This window comes from Sphingobacterium sp. KH_072 (genome assembly GCF_057837975.1).
Genome location: NZ_CM174457.1, coordinates 1,526,856 through 1,546,932, shown reverse-complemented (window position 1 = coordinate 1,546,932; position 20,077 = coordinate 1,526,856). Strand labels below are relative to the sequence as shown.

General features: G+C 41.2%; 24 protein-coding genes. 9 read left to right on the top strand and 15 right to left on the bottom strand.

The features are described from left to right. Positions 1 to 4: 4 nt before the first annotated feature. The 3 genes from AC3IRT_RS07200 to AC3IRT_RS07190 form a co-directional block, all read right to left on the bottom strand. Positions 5 to 1,474 carry an ATP-binding response regulator gene (locus AC3IRT_RS07200; RefSeq protein ID WP_489395717.1) on the bottom strand — a complete coding sequence of 490 codons (1,470 nt, stop codon included), beginning with the start codon at positions 1,472 to 1,474 and terminating at the stop codon, positions 5 to 7. Between the two features lie 272 nt (positions 1,475 to 1,746). Continuing rightward, positions 1,747 to 2,190 carry a hypothetical protein gene (locus AC3IRT_RS07195; RefSeq protein ID WP_489395716.1) on the bottom strand — a complete coding sequence of 148 codons (444 nt, stop codon included), beginning with the start codon at positions 2,188 to 2,190 and terminating at the stop codon, positions 1,747 to 1,749. Between the two features lie 98 nt (positions 2,191 to 2,288). Further along, positions 2,289 to 3,428: a porin gene (locus tag AC3IRT_RS07190; protein WP_489395715.1), complete on the bottom strand. Its 1,140-nt coding sequence runs from the start codon at positions 3,426 to 3,428 to the stop codon at positions 2,289 to 2,291. Positions 3,429 to 3,711: 283 nt separating this feature from the next. On the opposite strand from AC3IRT_RS07190, the gene AC3IRT_RS07185 reads away from it, so the two are divergent. Next, a complete protein-coding gene (locus AC3IRT_RS07185; protein ID WP_489395714.1) occupies positions 3,712 to 4,197 on the top strand; it encodes a DUF6438 domain-containing protein in 486 nt (161 codons plus the stop codon). A 214-nt stretch (positions 4,198 to 4,411) separates the two neighbouring features. Beyond that, the gene (locus AC3IRT_RS07180) at positions 4,412 to 4,570 is read left to right on the top strand and encodes a hypothetical protein (RefSeq protein ID WP_489395713.1); all 159 of its coding nucleotides are present in this window, start codon (positions 4,412 to 4,414) and stop codon (positions 4,568 to 4,570) included. A gap of 54 nt (positions 4,571 to 4,624) precedes the next feature. Here AC3IRT_RS07180 and AC3IRT_RS07175 read toward each other — a convergent pair whose 3' ends face one another. Together AC3IRT_RS07175 and AC3IRT_RS07170 are read right to left on the bottom strand one after the other, a co-directional pair. After that, positions 4,625 to 5,020 (bottom strand): hypothetical protein, encoded by a 396-nt coding sequence (locus AC3IRT_RS07175; protein WP_489395712.1) that lies wholly within the window; start codon positions 5,018 to 5,020, stop codon positions 4,625 to 4,627. 388 nt (positions 5,021 to 5,408) lie between these two features. Beyond that, positions 5,409 to 5,594: a DUF4236 domain-containing protein gene (locus AC3IRT_RS07170; protein ID WP_489395711.1), complete on the bottom strand. Its 186-nt coding sequence runs from the start codon at positions 5,592 to 5,594 to the stop codon at positions 5,409 to 5,411. Between the two features lie 199 nt (positions 5,595 to 5,793). Between AC3IRT_RS07170 and AC3IRT_RS07165 the strand changes: the two genes are divergently transcribed. From AC3IRT_RS07165 to AC3IRT_RS07150, 4 genes are all read left to right on the top strand, one after another. Further along, positions 5,794 to 6,072, top strand: a complete 279-nt coding sequence (locus tag AC3IRT_RS07165; protein WP_489395710.1) for a hypothetical protein — start codon at positions 5,794 to 5,796, stop codon at positions 6,070 to 6,072. Between the two features lie 176 nt (positions 6,073 to 6,248). Further along, entirely contained in the window at positions 6,249 to 6,479 is a 231-nt protein-coding gene (locus AC3IRT_RS07160) for a hypothetical protein (protein ID WP_489395709.1), read from the top strand. 244 nt (positions 6,480 to 6,723) lie between these two features. Then, a complete protein-coding gene (locus tag AC3IRT_RS07155; RefSeq protein ID WP_489395708.1) occupies positions 6,724 to 7,434 on the top strand; it encodes a DUF421 domain-containing protein in 711 nt (236 codons plus the stop codon). A gap of 202 nt (positions 7,435 to 7,636) precedes the next feature. Beyond that, the gene (locus AC3IRT_RS07150; protein WP_489395707.1) at positions 7,637 to 8,227 is read left to right on the top strand and encodes a hypothetical protein; all 591 of its coding nucleotides are present in this window, start codon (positions 7,637 to 7,639) and stop codon (positions 8,225 to 8,227) included. Positions 8,228 to 8,360: 133 nt separating this feature from the next. Here AC3IRT_RS07150 and AC3IRT_RS07145 read toward each other — a convergent pair whose 3' ends face one another. From AC3IRT_RS07145 to pdxH, 5 genes are read right to left on the bottom strand one after another with little or no spacing between them, the layout of a single operon-like run. Then, a complete protein-coding gene (locus AC3IRT_RS07145; RefSeq protein ID WP_489395706.1) occupies positions 8,361 to 8,657 on the bottom strand; it encodes a YgaP family membrane protein in 297 nt (98 codons plus the stop codon). Positions 8,658 to 8,714: 57 nt separating this feature from the next. Further along, positions 8,715 to 9,512 (bottom strand): 4-(cytidine 5'-diphospho)-2-C-methyl-D-erythritol kinase, encoded by a 798-nt coding sequence (gene ispE, locus AC3IRT_RS07140; protein ID WP_489395705.1) that lies wholly within the window; start codon positions 9,510 to 9,512, stop codon positions 8,715 to 8,717. Between the two features lie 25 nt (positions 9,513 to 9,537). Continuing rightward, a complete protein-coding gene (locus AC3IRT_RS07135; RefSeq protein ID WP_489395704.1) occupies positions 9,538 to 10,728 on the bottom strand; it encodes an NADH-quinone oxidoreductase subunit D in 1,191 nt (396 codons plus the stop codon). A 2-nt stretch (positions 10,729 to 10,730) separates the two neighbouring features. After that, the gene (locus AC3IRT_RS07130) at positions 10,731 to 11,234 is read right to left on the bottom strand and encodes an NADH-quinone oxidoreductase subunit C (RefSeq protein ID WP_489395703.1); all 504 of its coding nucleotides are present in this window, start codon (positions 11,232 to 11,234) and stop codon (positions 10,731 to 10,733) included. Positions 11,235 to 11,239: 5 nt separating this feature from the next. Next, complete coding sequence (gene pdxH / locus AC3IRT_RS07125; protein ID WP_489395702.1) at positions 11,240 to 11,893, bottom strand: pyridoxamine 5'-phosphate oxidase; 654 nt, start codon at positions 11,891 to 11,893, stop codon at positions 11,240 to 11,242. Between the two features lie 134 nt (positions 11,894 to 12,027). Here pdxH and AC3IRT_RS07120 point away from each other — a divergent pair, with 134 nt between their 5' ends. The 3 genes from AC3IRT_RS07120 to AC3IRT_RS07110 all read left to right on the top strand — a co-directional run bounded on the left by AC3IRT_RS07120 (position 12,028) and on the right by AC3IRT_RS07110 (position 14,529). Beyond that, on the top strand, positions 12,028 to 12,594 hold the full coding sequence (locus AC3IRT_RS07120) for a YqgE/AlgH family protein (protein ID WP_489395701.1): 567 nt from the start codon (positions 12,028 to 12,030) through the stop codon (positions 12,592 to 12,594). Positions 12,595 to 12,619: 25 nt separating this feature from the next. Next, positions 12,620 to 13,873, top strand: coding sequence for a PQQ-dependent sugar dehydrogenase (locus AC3IRT_RS07115; protein WP_489395700.1), 1,254 nt, complete (start codon positions 12,620 to 12,622; stop codon positions 13,871 to 13,873). 278 nt (positions 13,874 to 14,151) lie between these two features. Continuing rightward, a complete protein-coding gene (locus AC3IRT_RS07110; RefSeq protein ID WP_489395699.1) occupies positions 14,152 to 14,529 on the top strand; it encodes a DUF423 domain-containing protein in 378 nt (125 codons plus the stop codon). Positions 14,530 to 14,545: 16 nt separating this feature from the next. Here AC3IRT_RS07110 and AC3IRT_RS07105 read toward each other — a convergent pair whose 3' ends face one another. The 5 genes from AC3IRT_RS07105 to AC3IRT_RS07085 all read right to left on the bottom strand — a co-directional run bounded on the left by AC3IRT_RS07105 (position 14,546) and on the right by AC3IRT_RS07085 (position 19,964). Then, positions 14,546 to 15,271 (bottom strand): menaquinone biosynthetic enzyme MqnA/MqnD family protein, encoded by a 726-nt coding sequence (locus tag AC3IRT_RS07105; RefSeq protein ID WP_489395698.1) that lies wholly within the window; start codon positions 15,269 to 15,271, stop codon positions 14,546 to 14,548. After that, positions 15,264 to 15,893, bottom strand: a complete 630-nt coding sequence (locus tag AC3IRT_RS07100; RefSeq protein WP_489395697.1) for a histidine phosphatase family protein — start codon at positions 15,891 to 15,893, stop codon at positions 15,264 to 15,266. Before AC3IRT_RS07100 ends, AC3IRT_RS07105 begins: the two co-directional genes overlap by 8 nt. 6 nt (positions 15,894 to 15,899) lie before the next feature. Next, entirely contained in the window at positions 15,900 to 17,093 is a 1,194-nt protein-coding gene (mqnE, locus tag AC3IRT_RS07095) for an aminofutalosine synthase MqnE (protein WP_489395696.1), read from the bottom strand. A 123-nt stretch (positions 17,094 to 17,216) separates the two neighbouring features. Then, complete coding sequence (locus AC3IRT_RS07090; RefSeq protein WP_489395695.1) at positions 17,217 to 18,119, bottom strand: transglutaminase-like domain-containing protein; 903 nt, start codon at positions 18,117 to 18,119, stop codon at positions 17,217 to 17,219. 9 nt (positions 18,120 to 18,128) lie between these two features. Beyond that, the gene (locus AC3IRT_RS07085) at positions 18,129 to 19,964 is read right to left on the bottom strand and encodes an ABC transporter ATP-binding protein (RefSeq protein ID WP_489395694.1); all 1,836 of its coding nucleotides are present in this window, start codon (positions 19,962 to 19,964) and stop codon (positions 18,129 to 18,131) included. Between the last annotated feature and the right edge of the window lie 113 nt (positions 19,965 to 20,077).

The following is a 20,077-nucleotide window of genomic DNA, read 5'->3' as shown; positions in this document are numbered from 1 at the left end:
AATATTAATTTGATGGTAAGGTAAAATAAAATGTAGAGCCCTCTCCGACCGTACTATGAAGTCCGTACGTGCCCTGATGCTGACTGATGATTTCTGCACAAATATAGAGCCCAATTCCTAAACCTTGGAAGCGCTCTGAAGACTCTTCTACGCGATAAAATTTGTCGAAGATATTTTTGTGTTTGTGCTCGGGAATACCGATTCCAAAATCGGTGACACTGACTTTGATTTCATCTTTTGACTGCTCCGTTTTGATAATTACACGAGCCGAATTGGGTGAGTACTTGATCGCATTGGTAAGGTAATTGGTCAATACTTGTTCTACCCTGATTTCGTCACCGATCAATTCCTGATCAATAGGATCGCCAACACGTTCCACAGTCAACTCTCCTGTCCCAAAAGTTTGATACATAGTATCGACAACGTTATTGATGATGGGCTCCAAGAGAAAAGGGATTTTATTAATTTTGAGACGACCATTTTCCATCTTCGATATATCCAGCAGATCTACAATCAAGCCATTCAACTTGTTGAGCTGGGTATGTACGCGCTGAATGTAGTTATGAGCATTTTTCTGATCTTGAGGTGCTAATATACGCTCTATTAACTGTACATAAGCTTTGATGCTTGTTAACGGTGTTTTAAGCTCATGACTCGCAATACTCAAAAATTCGTCTTTCTTTTTTTCAATATGTTTTCGATCGTCGATATCGGTAAACGTACCCACCCATTTCACGACGGAGTCGTTCTCTTTGATCGGAATGATGCGTAGTAGATGAAAACGGTAGGTGTTAGATCCGAGTTCACGGATGCGTGTTTCCAATTCAAATGGAGTCGCGGTAAGCAGATGAGGTTGCCACGAATCTAGCAAGTAAGGATCTTCAGGATGTGTTTCTGGGAATAATTTGGACGTAACCGAATAATTGAACCATTTGTTGTTCACAAATTCCACCTCACCGGTGGCATCGGCCATAAAAGCAATTTGCGGCAAGGATTCGAGAATAGATCGTAGATGATCCACACGTTCCTTCAGCATGTATTGCGTACGCTTTCTTTCTTCGATTTCTAATCGAAGTGCTTTCTCCGTACGATTCAGAGCCAACGTCTGCTCGTATAAGCGATAGAAGGTTTTGACCTTGAGGATGAGAATATCTGGATCGACGGGTTTAGTGACGTAATCGATACCGCCAGAAGCGTAACCTTGCGCAATATATTTTTTATCGGTATTTACTGCGGAAAGGAAGATAATTGGAATTTCCTTGGTTTTATTAAACCCGGCTAGCGATTGCGCTACTTCAAAGCCATCCATTCCTGGCATTTGCACATCCAGAATAATTAAAGCATAATCCATCTTCAATACCTTCTTCAAGGCTTCTTCGCCCGAAGTGGCAGAATCTACTTCAAAACCCTTGCTTGTAAGTAATCGCTCTAGCGAATATATATTCTCAATAGTATCGTCAACAATCAGAATCATGTAGGTCTTCTAAGACAAATTTTTACAATAACAGACTATTTACTGCTATTCTAAAATCTTCTAAAAATAGCATTTTTTTGCGACTAGGTATTTGCGATCACCTGATAGCAAATATCGCTCCACTTGAGTGTGTAGCGGGCTTTTCACTTGGTTTTATTTTTTAAGTATATTGTTGTAACTGGGGTGTAACAACATTAACCATGTTGTTTAAAAAAGATCAAGCAGAAGAACAAAAATGGTCTTCTGCTTGATTTGCAACTTTTATGATACACTTAAGAATGCGTTATGGGATTTTCATCACCATCAGCAGCAGCATTCTTCGGATATCCCTCGCCATCTAAATCGTCCGAAAAATCTTCTGGCTGCGCACTTAGTTCCTCATCGACTTCGTCGACTTGAATACTATCTGCACTGACGATCTGATCTAACTCTTCCAACCGCCCGTCTAATTCACTTTGTTTATCCTGATATTCGCTTTGTGCGTAAGGATTTGCCTCGTCATACAGCGCGCCGTCTTCTTGCCCTTCCGGCGCCGCAGTATCGTACGGCAATGGGTGATCGTAATCGGTATCGCCCGACTCGGTGTCCAACTCAAAACTATCTTGTTCTTCGTTATACTTCAATGTTTCTCCGGTAGTTTCCGCTTCATCGCGGATTTCATCTTTATCAAATGGCAACTGCTCTCGCGTATCTTCTTTTTTATTTTGTTCTGACATGGTATGTCCTCCTATATAGATAGTATAATAAATCGTTTTTCTCTATTTATAACAAAGGAGCGCCGATACCGTTTGCCAGAATTGAAAATTTCCCTTCTCTAAAAATTCAATTGCGCCTGTAGGCGAAGGAGATTGCCGGTCTGCAAATTATTTGGAAGTTGCTGATCTTCATAACGACGCGACGACATCGTGTACATGGCTACTAACTCGAAATATTTGGAAGGCTGCCATTCCACACCCAACTCCAATTCTTTCACATCATAGCTACGCGCATCTTGCTCATGCTTTTTCCCACCTTTATATTGTTGCAAACGCGTGAAGGGGATCAATATTTGGTCTTTGAGACGAGTCATGTACGACAATGTCACATAACCACCAGATAAGGATTTGGTATCAATGGCTTGTTGCAATCCATCATATTCTGGACCGCGACCAACATTATACTCTGCTTGAATACCGAAAGGTTGCGGATACAATACAAAAGACGCCGCCACACGCTGATCCAAATAATCGCGATCAGGATCTACGGTTACGCCTTCGCTAATGCGATCTTCTGATATAATGAAGCGACCGGAATAGCCTTGCAATCCTGCTTCTACAATCTGATCACCGACTTCGAAGGGATAACTAAATCTGGAAACTATATGCATACCTTTATTGCCTTCCGGATTATTGGCCGTTTGCCCGTTGTAAACGCCAAAAGCAAAAACGCCATAATCTCCGGAACCTTTCAATCCCCTAGCTACCAAATCGGCAAATAGTTTTCGCTTCTCTTGGGGAGCCCAATAGAAGAATACACCCAAATCCCGTTCGTTGCGCAATGCGCTATTCGTACCATCTGCCCGATCTAGCGGCAATCTATTCTGACTGGATTGCATGTTTTCAAAACCAAACGGCACCTTACTCTGTCCGACACGCAGTCGAAATTCATTCTTGCGATCCAAGCCCAAATCGAAATACGCATCTCTAAGCTGTCCGAAATGCAATCCGCTTTGCGATGAGCTGGCAAAATCAGGTTGCAAATAAAAATAAATTCTCTCATTGAGTTGACCCGAAAAGATTAATCGCACTCGTCGAAGCATAAAGCCACCGCCTTCTCCCCAACTCGCATCACATTGTTCACAACCTAAGTTGGAATTGGTTTCCAGTAAACGGTTATAACGGGCTTGTACATAGCCACGCATATTGATTGCTTGATACCAAGGTTTTTCTTGTGCCATCGCACTTGAAACAGTCATAAGCACTATAAAAGAGATAATTCGAAGTAAATACATTTAAACGTCAGATCAATTTAATGTTAAAAGATGCGTCGAAATTAATTACTTAATACTACCGTAACATCAGCCATTATGTTAATTAATGATATAATAATATTGAGTTTATTATTGCATAATAATCACTTAACATTTTGTTAATACATCGATTCATATTGGCTGTTCAATAGCTAGTGAAACCAAAATTTGAAAATAGTCTAGCAGCTTTGGCAACGTTTTTGGAATTACTTTATTAAACACATCAACTATGAGATATTCCGTATACCTATTTTTTGTCGCTGCCCTTCTATTCGGAGCTTGTAGCTCACAACGTGCTGGCAGGATCGACAACGTAGATCAAATCAGTATGATTACGATTTCAAGAACACCTTGCTTTGGTACCTGTCCAACCTACACGATGCAAATTGATAAAAATTGCGTGGTCACTTTGGACGCTGTAGATCATCTGCCTAAAAAGATAAAAGGCTGGCACAAGGCCAATCTTCCTGAAAAAGAATGGATGGTTTTAGTAAATAACCTGGAGAAAATGAATGTTAAAGACCTACAAGATAATTATGGCAATCGTCAAATAAGCGACCTGCCCTCTGTGAATACAACGGTCACTTTTGCAGATGGGAATACAAAAAAGATAAATGATTATGGTGCTCGCGGTACACAAGAATTAGGCGAATTATACACATACATCGATGCGCTCATTGGCTCATTGGATTGGGAATCGACCGATCAAAACTAACGAAAGCAGCATTTGAATAGCTTAAAGGCATCACTCTCATGAGATGATGCCTTTTTCTTTGCTTATCACTCACAAAAACAAGGTATTGCCAATTGTAAATTTATTGCACTTGGTTAAAAAATCACCTATTTGTACTATGATAATATGTATTTTTAAGAATTATTAGCCCAATTCCATTGATAATCAAACATATACAAAGGCAACCAGATATCTTATGAAACTATTAAAAAGCATTTTACTAACGCTAGCATCCGCTTCTTTGATCGTGCAAGCTATACCTTGCACCAGAGTAGTGTACAAAGGCCCTAATGGGACAATTATCACCGCCAGAAGTATGGATTGGCGTGATGAGATCAGTTTTGAAGAAAACTGATCTTATCATTTTTAGGATTACTACAAGTACAGGGAGCTAAAAGACCCGTTATATTTAGCGATGTTGCCAACAATAACCACCTCCCGAAACTTTTCTCTTGCAGTAGCCACCGGTTTTATTTTTAGCACCACATACAGAGGATGTTGGAGCAGTACTTCCACCCGTATTTTCATTATTATTTCCGGCATTGCCATTGTTCTGCTGCGTACCATATTTAGCCGTACCGGTCGCTTTTTTCGTATTATACGTAATTGACGCACTGCTATAGCCCCTGTCACCAAATACAACCTCGTCATTCTTTAGTACGTACGCTTGTATTGCTTGCTGACTACTAGAAGTTGTATTAACAGAAAGTTTCAATTCAAAATTGATATTTGCGCCAAATGCATAGCTCCATTTACCTTGCTGATGGAAAAGTTTTTTAGTGGTATTGGATTGATCTGTATACACGATTTCACAATTACTACAGTCTACTTCGTAGCTAAAAGAATCTGTTTGCTTTAAAGATTCGTCTTTCTTACTGCAAGACAAGAAAAAACTACAGATAGCTAAAAATAGACAACGTTGCACAAGGTTTGTATTAAATGTATACAGGTAGATCATGAGTTAAATGAATTGAAATTTGGTTTGATAAAATTTTAATCTGCAGCAAACATACAGCTAATCGTATCCATTATATTACGGTTAACCTTACTTGTAAAATTTATAATGTTGTGAGTTGTCGCACGGCTGATTGGTAGTTTTTAATGCATTGCCAAAAGCTTCCGAGGCCCCCATGTTGCTAAATTGATATTCTTCGTGAACTCCGGTAGCAGTTCACAATGTCATCTCGCCATTTTCAGCCACTTATCCGCTGCCTATTGTGAATTCCGAGTGCCGGCACACCCACGTTCAAGTAAGTTCCACTATTCCCGATGGTCATATTTGCACCTTTTACACCAATTGAAGTAGAAATACCGCTTCTACTAAAATTGAGGTGAACACCAAGAATAATCTTAACACATCGTCTAAAATGCCATGCCATACACTTATTGCTTAACGTTAATAATTGACACAAAGAAAAGGCTTCAAATCAGCAACCTTTACGATTTTCCATATTACTACCAATCAAGTATACAGATCGGCAAATTGTCCGCTATAAAGTAGATCCTGTTGGTGGTACAATGTATTAAAGTACAGTAGATGTTAGATAATATCTTATCTTTCAGCAAATGTCTAAGTGTATGCCTTATTTACTTTGTGCTATTACGATGGTTGTTTTCGTGCCCATAATTCTTCTGTCTTACAGATTTCATAAACCCGTTATCGTACACTATATTCTAGGTTTTATCAACATCGGAATCGCGGCACATATGCTTTCTACGGTAGAAGAAGCCAGCAAATCTTCCGATCCACAGGCTGGAATGGGCTTGGGTCTTTATTTCGTGGTGGCATTAGCAGCCTTTGCCATTTTTACAGTGGTCGGCATCGTGATCTTTATCTATCAGATAAAATTTAAATAGCTGGAATTGCACTGATCCTCTAATTGACCAACTATTGATGAATTAACACGGACCTATTCCGTATTATTCACTGACCTGTAGAAGATATACCCGTTTTGTAAAGATCGCGAACGATCTGTGGCCTAAGCTGTTGTATTGGTGTAGATAAACAGATCATCCACTTTATAAATAACATTATGGCTATTGAAACAGGAAACGAAGGACAAGTAACGAAGAAAATTGAGCAGGTAACTTCTAAAGTGCCATCCGCAACATTCTTGATCGCTGCAGTAGCGGCTATGGGCATATCATTAACATTGAAATGCTTATGCAAAGACAAAAATGCTTTATTTGTAGGACAATGGGCAGCACCATTTCTACTACTTGGCGTGTACAACAAAATTGTAAAGACCGAAGGACACGATTAATTAATTTTTGCGGATATAGGTTCGCAAAAAAAATCATGTATTGCACAGATATGCCTCCAAACTTGGAGGCATATTTAGTGTAAAGAACTTCCAACGCATTCCATTTACCAATTTTTACAGACATTTCCAATAAACCAGACGCTAACACCCTATCGAAAAAATCATACGTATTCATTTACAAAAAATAATGAACAAACTATAATAGCGATCTCTAGGTTATACTACAAATTCATCACCTTAGCACATGTTCAAATTTCTTACGTTCCTAAATCACGACACCTTTTTCAGCGATGTTTTTCTTTATGACCTCGATTTCAGCTATGCTATAGAGATCATCTTCCGAACTACCGTAATGTTTTCCATTATCTTAGTATTCTTGCGGTTGACGGGAAAGAAAGGTATTCGCCAGCTAAGCATATTCGAAGTTGCCATTATTATTGCGCTCGGTTCCGCAGCAGGAGATCCGATGATTGATCAAGAGATGGCCATTATCCCCTCTTTGATTGCTTTCATCTCCACATTGATACTATACCGTAGCATTACCTACTTTGCGGCCAAATACAGCAAAGTCGAATCCATCATAGAAGGTAAGCCGATCTACGTGATTGAAGATGGCAAATTCAGCCTAAATGTGAGAGAAGCACAAACGCTGGGTAAAGATGAATTTTTTGCAGAAATGAGAGAATCTAACATATCGCATGTTGGCCAAGTGAAGACTGCCATTCTAGAAACTAATGGCAAATTAAGTATCTTCTATTTCGAAAATGACCAAGTCAAATATGGCCTTCCAATACTACCTAATGAGTACAATAAAAAATCGGTAAAGATTACTATTCAAGATCATTATGCATGCACTACTTGTGGAGAAACGGCTTATCTACAGCATAGTGTAACCTGCAAACGCTGCCAAGGTGAAGAGTGGGTAGCAGCATCCAAGGATTGCCGGGTAACATAGAAAGCTTTAGCGCAAAGCCCTAGGTATTTTATACCTATTGTGTTACAAAGTAATGCAGTAAAAACATAGGATAGGGATTTTATCACTTAATACAATCCGTTATTATACCCGAATTTCAGTATTAGTAAACATCCAATAACGCTGTCTGTCTTATTAATCGTACAGATTATTGGTATGATTACTATTTAACGAAAGGAAAGATATGATACCAGAGCACAAAAAAGGTAAACGGGTGGATTGTTCTTCGTCCGCTACATTTTCCACTATTGAAGAAGCAAAACAGTTTTTTATAGTGGCCAAGGAGCGTCTTTTAGCAATAAACAAATGGAATGAAGTGGCCATTTTGCCCTCTTCCGTATTTCAACTAGCAGACAGCAATGGCACTCACCTAGAACGAGGTGCGCAGGAAGGTGATTTAGTGAAAATTGATATTTTGGGGCCAGGCTTACCTAGTAGCGATGGCTACGATTGGGTTCGCATCGAGCAAATTTCGAATTCGGCGACATCAGAAAGTCAAGAACTTGCCATCACTTTGAGACCAACGACTGATCCGACTCAGCCTGACAACGATATTGCGCATTTCTTCAAAAATATCGCTACCTCCACCATTGTCTTGGAACAGAAGGATAAAGAGGTATCTGCTCAGTATGCCGGTAGAAATGAATTGATTAATGATGAAAATGAAAGCATAGCGGATACCATTAGAAATGCACTAATCGGACTCAGTGCGAAATTAGGAGGCTCTTACCCACAGTGGAAAGCTTTGGTAGCCGGAATAGTCCAGAAGGATTAAGATAGCAATGCCATTTGGAGATTTCTTGAACATATCTCTAAATGGCATTGCTATCCGATATCTTCCCTAATCAAAAAATCCTATCGACACTTTTAAGTGGATAGGACTATAAATGAAGACTATACCTTAATTACTATTTGACGAAATAACGATGCTCAATCACCGTAGTATCTGGTTTTTCATCGTCTTTATTTAGCGCGCTCGTAAGACGGCACTTCCCTGTTACACCGCGATAAACCAATGAACCGCCCAATGCAATACCCGAGAAAGAAGTAAAAGGACTGCGGAATAAGTTTTTGACACCCACACCTAAAATAAATCCGCCAGCGATAACAGATAATATGCGCTCTGTACCTCCAACGTTGCTATCGACACATTCTGCATCCAATCTATCTTTCAACGTTTCCAATGTTTTATTTAAAATACTCATAGCTTTTGAATTTAACTCATTAAATAAACATTCCTGAAGGTAAAAAGTTTGAAAATTTTAACCTGAAAATACGGCTCCGAAAGATTGTAATTTGCGAAGGTCTGGCACCGAATCAAATAGACCATAAACTGCCGAGCCAGATCCCGACATAGAGGCATACAAAGCGCCCGAGTCATAAAAAGCAGATTTCAACTCTTGTATCTGCGGATGATGGCGAAAAAGTCCTTCTTCAAAATCGTTTTTAATATGAAATTTCCACTCTTGCACCGGCAGTTGGATCGCTTCTCGCAGATCTACCTGTGCCGTGCGAATGGATACATTTTGGTACGCTTCGGCGGTTGAGATATAAATCGCCGGCTTTACAACTACGATATGAAACGCAGAAAGATCTAGTGTTATTTCTTCGAAAGTTGTTCCGATTCCGGTCGCATAAACAGGCTCGTTGCGAATAAAAAACGGACAGTCAGCACCCAATTGACTCGCATAAGATTCTAATTGCTGCTGCGTCAAATCCAATTTGTATTGCTCATTTAGCATCATTAAAATCCGACTTGCATCGGCGGAGCCACCGCCCAATCCTGCACCAACGGGAATGCCTTTCAATAAATGAATCTGCACGGGTGGCAAGTCATGATCTGCCGCAAGCAAACGATATGCTTTGGTACACAGGTTATCTTCGCCGACCGGAAAATCATAATTATAAACCTGCATAGACAGCACTTCGGAGGGCAATATCTCGATGCCATCGTATATCTTGACCGGACAGAAAATCGATTCCAGATCGTGGTAACCATCTGGTCTTTTGCCGGTAATATGCAGACCCATATTTATTTTAGCATTGGCAAATTGTAGCATAATTACTTTTTGGATAAATGAATAATTAGCGATCTACTTCCCCTAGAACGATATCAATCGAACCCAATATAGCGATCAAATCGGCAATCAAGACATTCTTGCCCAAGGCAGGCAACACCGAGAGGTTGTTGAAACTTGGCCCGCGCGCTTTTACCCGACGAGGAATATCGCTACGCTCTTGGGTAACGAAGTAAAAACCAAGTTCACCTTTCGGATTTTCGGCACGCACATAGTAATCTTGTGCTTTGAGATTGACTTTCTTGGGTACAAGGGCTCTCGGATCAAACTCAGGAGTTCGCTTGAAATCAGTGATCAATCGGGCAAGACACTGCTCTATGATACGAATTGATTCTCGCACCTCATCTACACGCACTTTGTATCGATCCCAGCAATCACCTTTTTGCCCCATTTTTCCTTCTCCTACCGGAATGTCAAATTCCAATTCGGGGTACACAGAATAACCGTCGACTCTTCGCAAATCCCATTTGATACCCGAGCCGCGCAACATGGGACCACTACAACCATAATTAATAGCTACATCTGCTGGCAATACACCAATATTAGCGGTTCGTGCGATGAAAATTTGATTATTCGTCAGGATTTCGTCCAACTCATCCAATTTGGGTTTGAAATAGTCGACGAATTCGCGGCAACGCTCTTCGAAACCGACAGGCAAATCGTAAAACAGACCGCCAACCCAGATATAATTGTAAAGCATGCGAGAACCAGATGCCCATTCTAACATGGCCATAATATGTTCGCGATCTCGAAAACACCACATAAATGGCGTAAATGCGCCGATATCTATTCCATATGTACCAATGGCAATCAGATGGGAAGCAATGCGATTCAGTTCACATACCAATACGCGGATGTATTCTACGCGCTTCGGTATGGAATGTTCCATGCCGAGCATGCGCTCCACACCCATCACAAATGCATGGCTATTGTTCATGGACGACAAGTAATCCAATCGATCCGTAAACGGAATGCTCTTACCGAAATTCATGGATTCGGCGTGCTTATCAAAGCAGCGGTGTAGGTAGCCGAGATGCGGTATCACTTCTTTGACAATCTCCCCATCAGTAATCAATTCTAAGCGCAAAACACCGTGCGTAGACGGATGTTGCGGCCCCATATTAATGACCATTTCTTGAGATTGAATAGAATCTATCTTCTCTTGATAACGTGCTAAAGCTTCGTTGTATCGACTCATAGTTAATCTTTTACCGGTATACCGTGATAGATTTCTGGATCTTGATAATCTTTGCGAAGGGGGAAGCCTTCCCAATCATCTGGCATCAGAATACGACGCAGATCGGGGTGATCTGTAAAAAAAATCCCCATCAGATCGTATGCTTCACGCTCATGCCACTCTGCTGTGCGCCATACCGAGGATATCGAAGGCAACTCCGGAAGCAAATCGGTAGAACGATCATGATCGCAACGTACTTTCAAGGTGATTCGGCTTTGGTGAGGAATAGATGCCAACTGATATACGACCTCAAAATACGATTCGGGAAAATAATCTACCGCGGCAATATCGGATAGAAAATCGATATAATATGTAGGTTCATTTCGTAAAAATAAGCATACTGCCAGCAAATAATCCGGATGGATATATAATGCAGGCTGCAAACCTTCTAATTGCACAGCTTGCACGGCGTCTGCATGGATTTGCTCCAATAATACGGTACGTAAATGCTCAATCTGTATACTCATGGATATTATGGGGCTAATCGTTGCATTTTCCAAACTTGATTTTCAGTCACATAAGCTATTCGATCATGTAATCGGCTCGCTCTTCCCTGCCAAAATTCAATTTCGACTGGTTGTACCAGATAACCGCCCCAATGCGCAGGCCTTGGTATGGTTAGTTCATCGGAGTATTGCGTATCAATTTTGGCTATGCGTTCCTCTAAAAAAAATCGATCGGGAATAATCTGGCTTTGTGGCGATGCTGCAGCACCAATCTGGCTTCCGCGCGGTCTGGATTTAAAATATTGATCAGATTCTGCGGCTGGGAGTTGTTCGATCTTCCCAACAATACGTACTTGCCGTTGCAATTCTGGCCAAAAGAAAAGTAATGATACAGCAGGATGTTGTGCAATTTGCTGCCCTTTGGCACTGTCGTAATTGGTGAAAAAACTGAACCCTTGTGGTTTGATATCTTTCAATAGCACCACCCTAGATTGCGGCATTTGCCGTTCATCAATAGTAGATAACACCATCGCTGTCGGCTCAATCACTTCCGCACGCAAGGCATCGTCTAGCCACGCAGCAAACTGCTGAATAGGATCAGCGAGTGCATTTTCGTAATCGAATGATCCCTTAACATAATCCTCTCGAAGATCCGCTAATTCTTGTCGTATAATCGCCATCAAAACATATGTTGATATGCACAAACTTAATCAAAAGCACCTTGTTTTACCCACAAGGATGTTAAATTTATTGTCAAAAACTAGGGATTGCTAGACACAATCGATAAATTTGGTGTAGGAAAGGAGGATCATGTATGTTTAGCGAATTCGAACCAAAGCAAGGAAGCTTAATCGTGTCAGAGCCTTTTATGCTCGACCAGAACTTTGAACGTTCTGTCATTTTGTTGTGTGAGCACGATACCGACGATGGTACTGTTGGATTAATTTTAAATCACCGCTCATTCATGGTATTATCCGATATCGTGGATGGCGTAGAGAATCTTAACTTTCCTGTCTACTTGGGAGGGCCAGTAGAACAAAATACACTCTACTTTGTTCATCAGGCGTATGATCGTTTGGAGAGTGGTACACGTGTAGTCGACAACCTATATTGGGGAGGCGATTTTGAGCGGCTCGTAGCGCTGATTAATCGAGGTGAGATATCGACCGAAGAAGTCAAATTGTTTCTTGGCTACTCGGGCTGGAGCCCAGATCAGCTAGAACTCGAAATACAGCAAAACTGTTGGGCTGTACATAATTCGTATAGTACCGATCTAGCCTTCATTATAGATGGCGAAGATCTGTGGAAACATACATTAATCAGTTTAGGGCCGAAATACGCGCATGTTGCTAATTTCCCTAAAAGACCAGAATACAATTAATTGCATATATCAGTATATCTTACTTATGAAAAACATCAAATTTATGATTCCTACAGCGTTAGCTGTGGCCTTAATGACTTCTGCATCATGCAGCGGTACAAATTCAACTTCAGAAAATGCCGATAACGGCAGCGATACTACTTCGTATGCACCCGTCGAAAAAAATAAAGCAAACACCGAATACAAACCTGCCTTTGAAGGACAAACCCGAATCGCAGGTGTGAAAACTAGCACCGCATTTGAAGGTAAAATGATTACGGATGCGCTTACCTCACCTTGGGGTATTGTTGAATTGCCTGATGGCCGCTTACTAGTCGCCGAAAAAGCGGGTAATATGCGCATCGTAGATGCATCAACGGCTAAAGTTAGTGAGCCAATCACTGATTTACCGAAAGTGGATGATAATGGACAGGGTGGTTTATTAGGTTTAACGCTTGATCCAGATTTTGAATCCAATAGAATGGTATATTGGGTATTTGCGGAGCCTGCTGCGAATGGAAATCATACTGCTGTAGCAAAAGGTAAATTGGCTGCCGATGATAGCAAAATCGAAAATGCACAGGTGATTTACCGCGCTTTGCCTACTTACGATGGCAAATTACATTACGGCGGTCGTGTCGCATTTGATAAAGACGGAAACTTATTTGTAAGTACAGGTGAACGTTCTGACTTAGAAACTCGTCCACAATCGCAAGATCTGAAATCTGCACTAGGAAAGATTCTGCGCATTACCACAGAAGGTAAAGCTGTGGCAGGCAATCCTTTTGAAGGAAAAGCGGATGCTTTACCTGAAATCTATTCTTACGGACATCGTAATACACAGGGCTTGGCATTCCATCCTGAAACTGGCGAATTGTGGAATAGCGAATTTGGCCCACGGGGTGGTGATGAGATTAATTTGATCAAACCAGGAAATAACTACGGCTGGCCAGTGATTACTTATGGCTTGGAGTATAGCGGTGATCAAATTGGTACACCGGTTATTCAACAGAATGAAGGCATGGAACAACCGGTTTATTACTGGGATCCAGTATTGTCTCCTAGCGGAATGACTTTCTACAAAGGAAGCAATGTGCCTGAATGGAAAAACAACTTATTCATCAGCGGGCTAAGTTCAACACATATCGCTCGTATCGTGATCAAAGACAATAAAGTTGTTGGCGAAGAACGTTTGCTGGCTAGCGAAGGCCAACGCTTCCGCGATATCACGCAAGGCAAAGGTGGTGCATTGTACACGGTAACGGATAGCGGCCGCTTATACAAAATAGACAAGAAGTAAAAGCTAAGTTATCGCTGGTAAGAAAGGCGATGATTTCTCAGATCCCCATTAAGATCATCTCATTTTGGATGACTTTAATGGGGATTTTTAATGTTGTATACTCAGACTTAACCAAAGTATGAGCAAATAGAACGTATTTCTACGCGATTTTTGAGTTGATAATTGGATCTGCGAGGCTTGCAGCTATCAAACAATCAGGTTGATCAAGAAAATTCTCCGTATTTAATTCCAACATCACGAATATTATATAATTTAGCCTCAGTTTATACATCAACAATATGCAAAAAACAGTATTAATTGCCGGCGCCGTTTTTGGCTTCTTGGCTATAGTTTTCGGTGCTTTTGGCGCGCATGCATTAAAGAAAATCCTATCGGAAGAAAAAATAGCTTCGTTTGAAGTCGGTGTTCGCTATCAGATGTATAGCGCAATTACATTACTTGCTATCGGTTTTGGTCTTGATTTTGATTTGCGCGTAGCGCGGTGGGCATTTTTTGGTATTTTTTACGGAACCTTAGTCTTTTCTGGCAGCATCTACTTACTATCTTTCAAAGAATACTGGAAAGCCGATGGGCTTAAATTTTTAGGGCCTATTACACCGCTTGGTGGCTTACTGCTACTTGTTGGGTGGGCTTGTATTTTTTTAAGTATTATATAAGCCAGAGTTCAGCTGTTTATAAAGTCTGGTACAGCTCCAAGTATCGTGCTATTGCTTGCCGTTTCTCATCTGTAAGATGGAAATCCAATTTATTTTTTAGATAATCTTCGAAATCAAAGTTTGGAAGATTGGGCAAATCGGCAATCACGTCATCCATCTGTGTTAGACCATGAGCTAATGCTTCATTAAATACGGTTTCAAACGCCAAAGGAAGTTCTTTATTCGCAGCCCAAACCGCAAAGGCGAATGGCAAACCCGTAAATTCTTTCCAGCAGGCACCTAAGTCATAAGCATAAGCGTGTACTTGTTTCTGTCCAAAGGTGCGATCACCGATCAATACTTCTGCGTCTGCCTGCCCAGCTAATACCACATCCACCTCCTTACGCCAGAAATATTTTAATAAGATACGAGCCAGACCATTGGAAGTTTTCGATTGCGGGTCAAGTCGTAAAACCTTAACCTCGTTTATAGGAACTTTCGAAAAAACAAAAACGGAATCTACTGCCCCATCGCTACCGATACAATAATCTCCAACGATATGATAGTTGGGAATATCGAGCAACGCTTGAATGGGAATAATGCCCAGGTCGGCCTCACCGCGGATCACTTTTTCGGCACAGGCGCTGGGGTAATCCATCAGCAATTCTGCATCGCTACTAATCGCTGATGAAGTTTGTAATCCTTTTAGAAATGGTAATGTATTGGTGTAGGTTGCGACTGCAATCCGTATATTATCAGGCATCTAATTCTAAATCGTCTAAATGTTTGGTATTGTAGTGATCTACAATGCTATACTTGCCATCTTCGTATTCTACGATGTATAGCGCCGTGTTGGTGTGCGGAAAATCGTCCATCTGGCAAACTTCCATTTCCGTAAGATGGCAAAGCAAAATGCGTAACGCACGTCCGTGCAGACAAACAAGCACCAACTCTTCATCTTCTTGTGCAAGTATGTGCTGCATGGCTTCCTGCTGTCTTTGTACCAACGCATTGGGCGATTCGCCATTCTCGACTGCTACATCCAGTAAATTGTTGCGCCACTGCTCAACGAGCGTTTTAAAACCGGCCATAATCGTCTCATCCTGCTCTCTTCCCTCGTAGATTCCCCAACTGATCTCGTCTAAACCAATCAACTGTTCTGTCGGAATTCCTGCCGTTACAAAAGAGGCGATAGTCTCGTGTGTTCGCACCAACGTAGAGGTGTATACCTTATCGAAAGGCACATGCTTATAAGCTTGAAAGAAAGCTTCTGCTTGCTTTCTTCCCATTTCATTCAGCGGCGAGTTCACACCACGTCCTTGTACAATTCCGCGCAAGTTAAGGTCGGTCTGTCCGTGTCGTATGAAATAAAACGTTTTCTTCAATATTTCTTAATTTACTACCGGTAATGCGTAATAGTTTTTCTTAGGCTCATTATCGAATGTCACGTCTTTAAAATCCGTAACCACATTGTACACGGTATCTCGTTCGACAGGATGACGACCAACATGACGAATAAGTTCTACCAATTCTTGCGTAGACATAGCTGGAGTTTGTTCTTCTGCACCAGCCATACTGTAGATTTTGGTGGTATCATCCAACGTGCCATCAATATCATCCACGCCAAAGCTAAGGGACATCTGTGCGGTATCGCGGGATATCATAGCCCAATAGGCTTTTATGTGCGAAAAATTATCCAAGTAGATTCTGGCAATGGCATAATTACGCAAATCTTCGATCACGGATACTTCGGGAACATGTTCCATCTGGTTGTCCTTATTCCGAAATTTTAGTGGGATAAATGTTTGAAATCCTTGCGTACGATCTTGCAATTGACGTAAGCGTTCCATGTGATCTACACGATGCCAATATTGCTCGATATGTCCGTACAGCATCGTCGCATTGGTGTGCATGCCGAGCTTATGCGCTTGCTCATGAATATCCAACCATTGCTCTGCCGTACATTTATCATGCGCGATCTGTTCGCGGATTTCTGGATGAAAAATCTCTGCACCACCACCAGGCATGGAATCCAAACCGGCTTCTTTCAGGTATTTCATACCTTCGTAATGTGATAGCTTTGCTTTTTTGAAAATATAATAATATTCTACAGGTGTTAATGCTTTGATATGCAAATCAGGACGATGCGCCTTACAGCGCTGGAAAAACTCTGCATAAAATGCTAAGTTTTGCTTAGGAACTACACCACCAGTGATATGTACTTCGGTAACTGGTTCGCCATCGTACTTCTTGACCACATCAAGCATGCCATCCACATCCATCTCCCAACCCTCTTCGCGTTGTTTAATCATCCGAGAATACGAACAAAACTTACAGTCGTACACGCAAACATTGGTCGGTTCTATGTGAAAGTTTCGATTGAAATAGGTGATATCGCCGTGTCGCGCTTCGCGAATGTGATTGGCTAAAACGCCAAGATACGACAACTCGGCATGCTCGTACAGATACACACCTTCGTCGAAGCTAATCCGCTCACTGTCGCGCACTTTAAGAGCTACCGCTTTGAGCTGCGGATCCAAACTTGGGTTATTAATTAAAAAATCTAGTTTCTGCTCTGCGTCCATGCCACTTTCCTAAATATCTAACAGATACAAATGTATCAAAAAATCCCCTAAAAATAGTTGTGCCAACAGCATATTAGGCCGACAACAAGGGCGTCATAACACTGCTAAGACAGTTTTTTATAACTAATGTTTTACCGAAGGGTAGAACTCTTTCATACGGTGCGTATAAATTGCCGTGTTGAGCCTCATCATCTTCTGAAAATATACCGGTTGCGCAGCATCTTTCGAATATAAGGTTAGTTGCCGCTTATTCCCTACTATTCTATCCCACACGGTAGTTGGTCCTCGTTGCAGTGATATGGTAAAGTAATACAAATAAGGTGCAATCCATCGTTTGTAATCTTCCTTGCTTATAATACCATCCGGGTTAAGCAAATCAAAAACATCTCCATTAGCAATACACGTTTGCAATTCTACCGCATTCATCGGCACGCCGTTTCGTACGGTAATCACGTCGTATTGCGGATCTATAAAAATCCACTTTCGGATGTCGGCTACATATACTTCATTAGCAACATGACCACCGCCCCACTTTACTTCGGAAATATCACGCGTCATCAAACTCAATTGGCGTGTCGCGAATCCCAGTGATGCTAAACACTGCTGAGCTACTGTTGCATATTCTACACAACGAAATCGGCGTCCTTTTTTCGCTTCTTGCAAGATATAGGCAGCATCATGGTATTCCGGTACATTAGCGCCATCGTGCTCCCACCGACTCTGTACCCAACTTTGAATAGCCGTAATCTTTTCAAAATCACTTGTACAATCCTGTACGATACTATCCAAATTATAGGTTTCTCGCAAATAGATATAATCTTTGCCCTGTGACAAGTCGGGATAATGAAGCTGTATCGTAGCTGGTTTTTCGTCATCAAATGTTAATCGAAAGATGGTCGAATCTATCTGATCTTTGCCGATCGGGATCAAACCGCCTAATCGTGGCGACATCCAAAATATGAAAAGGATAAATAAACACAGAATGCCCAGCGAAACTTTCCAGACGATACCCCAGATTCTCTTCATCTCAATCGCTTAACTAGAAAACTGTTGCATCTCTATTAAGCGGTTGTATAATCCATTTTTAGCGATCAATTCTAGATGTGTGCCTACCTCACGGATAGATCCACCTTCTAATACAATAATTTTATCCGCATTATGTATCGTACTCAATCTATGTGCAATGACTACTGTGGTGCGGTTTTTCATTAATGCATATAACGCATCTTGCACCAATTTTTCAGACTCTGTATCCAAGGCAGATGTCGCCTCATCCAAGAGCATAATCGGCGGATTTTTTAGCACTGCTCGAGCAATACAAATGCGCTGTCGTTGTCCGCCAGATAATTTAGAACCACGATCACCAATATTAGTATGGTACCCGTCTTCCGTCTTTAAGATAAACTCATGCGCATTGGCTATGCGAGCTGCCGCTTCGACTTGCTCTGCTGTTGCATCTGTATTGGCAAACGCAATGTTGTTAAAGATGGTATCGTTGAATAGCACCGATTCTTGATTAACGACGCCAATCATCGCGCGTAAATCTTCCTGCTTCAAGTCTCGCAAATCCATGCCATCAAAGCGAATGGCACCACTAGTAACATCCATAAACCTTGGTATGAGATCTACCAAGGTTGATTTACCACCACCAGAAGGCCCAACCAAAGCAACTGTGCCACCTTTAGGAATATCTAGATTTATATCGCGTAACACTTCGTGATCACCATACGCAAAATGAACATTTTCAAAGGAAATCCCTTTTTCAAATTCTGTCACTGATTTTGCGCCAGGTGCGTCTTTTACTTCATTCTTCTCGTCGATCAACTCCAAAACACGCTCGCCTGCAGCAATACCATTATGCACGCTACTAAATGCATCTGTAAGTGCTTTTGCTGGGCGCATTACTTGAGAAAATATAGCAATATAGGCGATGAATTCAGAAGCGCCCAACTCACCACTACCACTCAAAACCAAATGGCCTCCATATACTAGAATGACGGCTACCATCACGACGCCTAAAAGCTCGGATACAGGAGAACCCATTTGCTGCCGGCGCACCATCCTACGCATGATATTAGCATAGCGGTGATTTTCCTTATTAAAACGATCTTTAACAAAGAAATTCGCATTGAAGGACTTTATAATTTTTACACCGGAAAGTGCTTCATCCAAATAGGTGATCATATTGGCATACGATTGCTGTGCTTCTGTCGCTTGTGATTTTAGTGTTTTTACAATTCGGGAAATAAAAAATGCAGAAACTGGAATAACCAGTAAAGAGAACAGAGTCAGTTTCACGGAGAACACAAATAGCATAATCATGTAAGCAATCAGCTGCAGCGGTTCTTTGAAAGCTACCTGCAAAGTACCTGTTACCGAAAATTGTACCACTTGCACATCAGATGCAATCTTCGAAATCACATCTCCTTTACGTTGATTAGTAAAATAACCTAAATGCAAACCCATCACGTTATCAAATACAGCCCGCCGCAGATTCAATAAGGTATGAATACGGAGATTCTCCATGATCCGCTGTGAGAAATATCGAAATATATTACTGATTAGCACCGATATAACGATCACGATACACACGTACTTCAATGCTTCGTACGGGCCAAGATCATAATACAACCGGTCAGCATAATAGGTGAACCAACTGCCAATATCCGTTAATTCTGATGGCTTAGTTACCACCTCAGAAGCCGTCATCCCTTCGTCGCCCGTTCCTTTAAATAACACTTGCAACAGCGGCGCTAGTAACGCTAAGTTCAACGTACCAAATACGACCGTAATAAGTGTACAGATGATGTACGGTATAGCATATTTTGCAATGGGATTAGCAAAAGATAATAGTCTAAAATATGTCTTCATTCAGTATTTTAATTGTACAAATGTAGCAAAATTTGACCTACTGCATTCGTTTTATGCGAATAGCAACAACTTTGTGTCATTATTTTGATATTTAACCAAACGAGAAGAATAGT

Bases quoted from the DNA above. Each gene is read 5' to 3' on its own strand.
- AC3IRT_RS07105 (WP_489395698.1), bottom strand. From the start codon at position 15,271: ATGCCTGATAATATACGGATTGCAGTCGCAACCTACACCAATACATTA.
- AC3IRT_RS07150 (WP_489395707.1), top strand. From the start codon at position 7,637: ATGATACCAGAGCACAAAAAAGGTAAACGGGTGGATTGTTCTTCGTCC.
- AC3IRT_RS07085 (WP_489395694.1), bottom strand. From the start codon at position 19,964: ATGAAGACATATTTTAGACTATTATCTTTTGCTAATCCCATTGCAAAA.
- AC3IRT_RS07120 (WP_489395701.1), top strand. From the start codon at position 12,028: ATGTTTAGCGAATTCGAACCAAAGCAAGGAAGCTTAATCGTGTCAGAG.
- AC3IRT_RS07110 (WP_489395699.1), top strand. From the start codon at position 14,152: ATGCAAAAAACAGTATTAATTGCCGGCGCCGTTTTTGGCTTCTTGGCT.
- AC3IRT_RS07115 (WP_489395700.1), top strand. From the start codon at position 12,620: ATGAAAAACATCAAATTTATGATTCCTACAGCGTTAGCTGTGGCCTTA.
- ispE (WP_489395705.1), bottom strand. From the start codon at position 9,512: ATGCTACAATTTGCCAATGCTAAAATAAATATGGGTCTGCATATTACC.
- AC3IRT_RS07180 (WP_489395713.1), top strand. From the start codon at position 4,412: ATGAAACTATTAAAAAGCATTTTACTAACGCTAGCATCCGCTTCTTTG.
- AC3IRT_RS07145 (WP_489395706.1), bottom strand. From the start codon at position 8,657: ATGAGTATTTTAAATAAAACATTGGAAACGTTGAAAGATAGATTGGAT.
- AC3IRT_RS07165 (WP_489395710.1), top strand. From the start codon at position 5,794: ATGCCTTATTTACTTTGTGCTATTACGATGGTTGTTTTCGTGCCCATA.
- mqnE (WP_489395696.1), bottom strand. From the start codon at position 17,093: ATGGACGCAGAGCAGAAACTAGATTTTTTAATTAATAACCCAAGTTTG.
- AC3IRT_RS07160 (WP_489395709.1), top strand. From the start codon at position 6,249: ATGGCTATTGAAACAGGAAACGAAGGACAAGTAACGAAGAAAATTGAG.
- AC3IRT_RS07155 (WP_489395708.1), top strand. From the start codon at position 6,724: ATGTTCAAATTTCTTACGTTCCTAAATCACGACACCTTTTTCAGCGAT.
- AC3IRT_RS07190 (WP_489395715.1), bottom strand. From the start codon at position 3,428: ATGACTGTTTCAAGTGCGATGGCACAAGAAAAACCTTGGTATCAAGCA.
- AC3IRT_RS07170 (WP_489395711.1), bottom strand. From the start codon at position 5,594: ATGGCATGGCATTTTAGACGATGTGTTAAGATTATTCTTGGTGTTCAC.
- AC3IRT_RS07090 (WP_489395695.1), bottom strand. From the start codon at position 18,119: ATGAAGAGAATCTGGGGTATCGTCTGGAAAGTTTCGCTGGGCATTCTG.
- pdxH (WP_489395702.1), bottom strand. From the start codon at position 11,893: ATGGCGATTATACGACAAGAATTAGCGGATCTTCGAGAGGATTATGTT.
- AC3IRT_RS07195 (WP_489395716.1), bottom strand. From the start codon at position 2,190: ATGTCAGAACAAAATAAAAAAGAAGATACGCGAGAGCAGTTGCCATTT.
- AC3IRT_RS07130 (WP_489395703.1), bottom strand. From the start codon at position 11,234: ATGAGTATACAGATTGAGCATTTACGTACCGTATTATTGGAGCAAATC.
- AC3IRT_RS07185 (WP_489395714.1), top strand. From the start codon at position 3,712: ATGAGATATTCCGTATACCTATTTTTTGTCGCTGCCCTTCTATTCGGA.
- AC3IRT_RS07135 (WP_489395704.1), bottom strand. From the start codon at position 10,728: ATGAGTCGATACAACGAAGCTTTAGCACGTTATCAAGAGAAGATAGAT.
- AC3IRT_RS07200 (WP_489395717.1), bottom strand. From the start codon at position 1,474: ATGATTCTGATTGTTGACGATACTATTGAGAATATATATTCGCTAGAG.